The organism is Mesorhizobium sp. M4A.F.Ca.ET.020.02.1.1, from assembly GCF_004022645.1.
In the GTDB taxonomy this organism is placed as follows: Bacteria; Pseudomonadota; Alphaproteobacteria; order Rhizobiales; family Rhizobiaceae; genus Mesorhizobium.
This window is the reverse complement of record NZ_RZOI01000404.1, coordinates 1-5,487: the sequence shown is the minus strand read 5'-3', so window position 1 is coordinate 5,487 and position 5,487 is coordinate 1. Positions and strand designations below refer to the sequence as shown.

Genomic DNA, 5,487 nt, shown 5'->3' with positions numbered 1-5,487 from the left:
TCACCGAGGCGATTGCCTTCCTCGAATGGCTGCGCGACGACAATTTCACCTTCCTCGGCATGCGCGAGTTCAAATACACCGGCGGCGAAAAGAGCGGCACGCTGGAGCGCGCCGACAAGCCAGGGCTCGGCATCCTCTCCGACCCGGATGTTCTGGTGCTGAGGCGTGGTACCGAAGCGGTGACGACGACGCCCGAAATCCGCGCCTTCCTGCATGGGCCGGAGCCACTGATCGTCACCAAGGCCAACGCCAAGTCTGCGGTGCACCGGCGCATCTATCTCGACTACATCGGCGTCAAGACCTACACCGCCAAGGGCACGCTTTCCGGCGAATTGCGCATCGTCGGCCTGTTCACCTCGACCGCCTACACGCGCTCGGTGATGAAGATCCCCTATCTGCGTTCCAAGGCCGAGACCATCATCGCCAAATCCGGCTTCAATCCGAACGACCATTCCGGCAAGGCGCTGATCAACGTGCTGGAAAGCTACCCGCGCGACGAGCTGTTCCAGGTCCCGGTGCCGATCTTGAGGAAGCATGCCGAGGCGATCCTCGGCCTGATCGAGCGGCCGCGCGTCAGGGCACTGGTGCGCGTCGACCAGTTCGACCGTTTCGTCTCGATCCTCGTCTTCGTGCCGCGCGACCGCTACGACAGCGTCGCGCGCGAGAAGATCGGCACCTACCTCAAGACCGTCTTCGCGGGCCGGCTGTCGGCCTACTATCCGGCCTTCCCCGAGGGCGGGCTGGCGCGCGTCCACTTCATCATCGGCCGCTCCGGCGGCAAGACGCCGAAGGTCGAGCAGGCAACGATCGAGGCGGCGATCCGCGACATCGTGCGCACCTGGGACGATGCGCTGCGCGAGACCGCGGCCGAAACCGGCACGGAGAGAGCGCTGACGGCAATCGCAGCGCGCTTCTCCGAAAGCTACCGCGACAGCTTCTCTCCGGCGGTGGCACTGGCCGATGCCGGGCGCATCGCCAAAATCAGCGCGGCCAATCCGATAGCTATCGACTACTACCGCCACGCCGATCAGAAGCCGAATCAGGCGGCGCTGAAGATCTATCACCACGGCAGCCCGGTGGCGCTGTCGCGGCGGGTGCCGGTTCTGGAGAACATCGGCTTCCGCGTCATCAGCGAGCGCACATTCGAGGTCGGCGAGGACCCGTCCAGCATGGTCTTCATCCACGACATGGAGCTGGAGAACAGCTACGGTAAGCCGATCGACCTTTCCGGCGGCGGCGGGCTTTTCGAGGATGCGTTCCTGTCGGTCTGGCGCGGCGACGTCGACAATGACGGCTACAATGGCCTTGCCCAGACGGCCGGCCTGTGGTCGGGCGAGATCACCATCCTGCGCGCCTATGGGCGCTACCTGCAGCAGGCCGGCATTCCGCAGAGCCAGGATTTCATCGCAGCCGCGCTCAACCGCTATCCCGACATCGCGCGCGGCCTGCATGCGCTGTTCGTCGCCCGCCTCGGGCCGGCGGCCGACACGGAAGGCGTGGTGGCGGCCAAGCATCTCAAGGCCAAGATCAAGGATGCGCTGGAGGAGGTGCCCAATATCGATGACGACACCATCATCCGCCGCTACCTCAATCTAATCGAAGCGTCGCTGCGCACCAATCATTTCGTTTCCGGAACGAAGGAGCGAGGGCAGTCGCTGGCGATCAAGCTCGATTCGCAGGCGGTCGACGGCTTGCCGGCGCCGCGGCCGTGGCGCGAGATCTTCGTCTATGGTTCCGAGGTCGAGGGCGTGCATCTGCGCTTCGGCCCGGTCGCACGTGGTGGCCTGCGCTGGTCGGACCGCGCCCAGGACTACCGCACCGAGGTGCTGGGCCTGGTCAAGGCGCAACAGGTCAAGAACGCCGTCATCGTGCCGGTCGGCGCCAAGGGCGGTTTCTATCCGAAGCGTCTGCCCGTCGGCGGCAGCCGCGACGCCATCTTCGAGGCCGGCACCTCGGCCTACAAAAACTATGTCTCCAGCCTTTTGTCGATCACTGACAATATCGGCATAGACGGCGTCATCCCGCCGGCCGGCGTGGTCCGGCGCGATCCTGACGATCCCTATTTCGTCGTCGCCGCCGACAAGGGCACGGCGACCTTCTCCGACACCGCCAACGCGATCTCCGAGAAGCACGGCTTCTGGCTGGACGATGCCTTCGCCAGCGGCGGCTCGGCCGGCTACGACCACAAGAAGATGGGCATCACCGCCAAAGGCGCCTGGGAAGCGGTCAAGCGGCACTTCCGCGAGATGAACCGCGACATCCAGACCTCGCCCTTCACCGTCGTCGGCGTCGGCGACATGTCGGGCGACGTGTTCGGCAACGGGATGCTGTTGTCGCCGCAGACGCGGCTGATCGCCGCCTTCGACCATCGCGACATCTTCATCGATCCCGATCCGGACATGGCGGCGTCGATGGCCGAGCGGGAGCGCATGTTCGCGCTGCCACGCTCGTCCTGGCAGGACTACGACAAGTCGAAACTGTCGCAAGGCGGCGTCATCGTCTCGCGCAATCAGAAGTCGATCACGCTGCCACCGGCGGCCGCCGCCGCGATCGGGCTTGGCAAGACCACCGCGACGCCAGTCGAGATCATGAATGCCATCCTCAAGGCGCCTGTCGACCTGCTGTGGTTCGGCGGCATCGGCACCTATCTCAGGGCTTCGACCGAAACCAACGCCGATGTCGGCGACCGCGCCAACGACGCCATCCGCGTCACCGCGCTCGACGTGCGCGCCAAAGTCATCGGCGAGGGCGCCAATCTCGGCGTCACGCAGCGGGCACGCATCGAATTCGGGCTTGCCGGCGGCCGCTGTAATTCCGACGCCATCGACAATTCCGCCGGCGTCAACTGCTCCGACGTCGAGGTCAACATCAAGATCGCGCTGGCATCGGCCATGCGCAAAGGCCAGCTAGCCCGGCCGGCGCGCAACAAATTGCTCTCGGAGATGACCGGCGAGGTCGGCGGGCTGGTGCTGTCCAACAACTACCAGCAGACGCTGGCGCTCTCGATCGCCCGCAAGCGTGGGCTGGCCGACATCGCGCATCAGAGCCGCTTCATGACGGCGCTGGAGGCGCGGGGCCTGCTCAACCGTGCGGTCGAGACGCTGCCATCCCCGGCGGCCCTTGCCGAGCGCGAGGCGCGTGGCGAGCCGTTGACCCGGGCCGAACTCGGTGTGCTGCTGGCCTATGCCAAGATCGTGCTGTTCTCCGACATCGTCGCCAGCGACGTGCCTGACGATCCGCATTTCGAGCGCGATCTGCTTGGCTATTTCCCGGACCGGATGGCGAAGAAATACGCCGCCGAGATCGACGGCCACCGGCTGCGCCGCGAGATCATCGCCCGCGTGGTCGCCAACGACCTCGTCAATCGCGGCGGACCGTCCTTCGTGAACCGGCTGCAGGAGGCCACCGGACGCACCGCCGCCGACGTGGTGCGCACCTTTGCCGTGGTGCGCGACGGCTTCGCGCTGCCGGCGCTCTATCGCGAGATCGACGCGCTCGACAACCAGATCGACGGCCAAGTGCAGCTCGATCTCTATCAGGCAGTTAGCCGGCTCATCTTCATGACCAGCGGCTGGTACCTGAAGAACGACGCCGGCACCGCGCCGCTCGGCCAGCGCATCGCCGAGCTGCAGGAGGCACGCAAGGTGTTGGAGCCGAAGCTCGCCTCGCTGTTGCCGGCATATTCGCGCGAGCGGATCGAGGAGCGGCGGCATGGGTTGTTCAAGGCCGGGGCACCGGAGAGGCTTGCCGGACAGCTGGCGCTCGCCGATGTCGGGGAACTGATCCCGGATATCGCGCTGACGGCGCGCACCGCCAATGCCGATATCGTCGCCGCGGCGAAGGCCTTCTTCGCCGTCAGCGACGCCTTCCGCATTCCGCGCATCGAGGAAGCGACGCGCGCGATCTCGCCGCCGGACTATTACGACCAGCTGGCGCTTTCACGCGCGGCCGACACGATCGGCGCCGCCCGGCGCGGCATCGCGGTTGCGGCGCTGACCGCCCATGCCAAGGCGGCCGACCCGGTGACGGCCTGGCTGGAGGCCGGCGGCGAACGCGTCGCGCGCATCCGCGAGCGGCTGCAGGCGCTGACCGAGGGCGGCGACATCACTGTGTCGAGGCTGTCGGTGGCATCCGGGCTGATGAGCGATCTGACGGGGATGTAGGCTGAGCAGGCTCGAGGGCGATCATCCAGTTCGGCAGGCACCGACTGACCGTCCCGCCCGCCGCGATGGCGATATGGCAGCGGGCCAGGACATCTACGACGCGCAGTTCGTCAAAGGTGTCTTCGACCGCTGCTCCGGCCAGTACATCACCTTCAGCTGGATCTGCTCGTTCGGCTTCACCGAGCGCTGGCGCCGGCAATGCGTCGAACTGATGCCGGTCTCCCAGGTGCCGCGGCCGACGGGCTACGATCTGATGGCCGGGACTGGCGAAGTCTGGCCGCATCTGCTCAGGCGCTTTCCCGATATCGGCGCCATAACGGCTGTCGACATTTCTTCCGGCATGCACAAGCGCGCGATGGAGCGCTTGCATGCGCATCGCGCCCACAGGATCGCCTTCATCGAGGATGACGTGCTGGCCAGCGACCTGCCCGACGCCAGTGCCGATTTCATTGTCTCCACCTTCGGATTGAAGACCTTCAACAGCGAGCAGCATGCGAAGCTCGCCAGGCTGGTCGCGCGCTGCCTCAGGCCCGGCGGCGTCTTTTGCATGATCGAAGCATCCGATCCAAAAGGCTGGTGGTTGAGGCCGCTTTATCTGTTCCACCTGAAGGTCGTGTTGCCGCTTGTCGGAAGGACCTTGCTCAACGGCGCGCAGGATTTCTCGATGATCGGCACCTCCTCGACCAATTTCGGCGACGCTTCCGCCGTGGCGGAAATGTTGAGGGCCGAGGGGCTCGAGGTCGAGTTCAAGCGCTTCTTCTTCGGCTGCGCGACAGCCGTCGCGGGCAGGAAGCCGGCCGCATTTGCACCGTCATGAAAAACATGCAGACATGGCGCCCGACGCGGGGCGGGCCGAGGGAATCAGCATGGCGGCAATAGAGACAGTGCAGCGGGCGTCGGGGCGCGGCATCTGGGGCTGGATGTTCTTCGACTGGGCGGCGCAGCCGTTCTTCACCGTCGTCACCACCTTCATCTTCGGGCCTTACTTCGCCTCGCGCATGGTCAGCGATCCGGTGATGGGCCAGGCCGCCTGGGCCTGGGGCATCGCCGCCGCCGGACTGGTCATCGCCGTGCTGTCGCCGATACTGGGCTCGATCGCCGACCAGACCGGGCCGCGCAAGCCGTGGATCGCCTTCTTCGCGACGATCAAGATCACCAGCCTGACGCTGCTGTGGCTTGCCGCCCCCGGCTCGAACGTCTTCCTGATCGTGCTGCTGTTCTCGCTGGCCTCGGTGGCGGCGGAGTTCTCCACTGTTTTCAATGATTCGATGATGCCGCGCCTGGTGCCGAAGAGCGAGATCGGCCGCGTCTCCAATATCGCCCT

General features: G+C 65.9%; 3 protein-coding genes. All 3 read left to right on the top strand.

Features of this window, described 5'->3' with window-relative positions; all coding sequences use genetic code 11:
• Positions 1-4,163, top strand: a 4,163-nt coding sequence (locus tag EN742_RS22395) for an NAD-glutamate dehydrogenase (RefSeq protein ID WP_148670194.1), incomplete at its 5' end; no start/stop codon positions are given.
• Positions 4,164-4,236: 73 nt separating this feature from the next.
• Positions 4,237-4,980, top strand: coding sequence for a class I SAM-dependent methyltransferase (locus EN742_RS22390; protein ID WP_127407710.1), 744 nt, complete (start codon positions 4,237-4,239; stop codon positions 4,978-4,980).
• A gap of 49 nt (positions 4,981-5,029) precedes the next feature.
• The coding region (locus EN742_RS22385) for an MFS transporter (RefSeq protein WP_245492380.1) at positions 5,030-5,487 on the top strand (458 nt) is incomplete at its 3' end.

Coding starts and splice junctions, on each gene's coding strand:
- EN742_RS22390 (WP_127407710.1), top strand. CDS start 4,237: ATGGCAGCGGGCCAGGACATCTACGACGCGCAGTTCGTCAAAGGTGTC.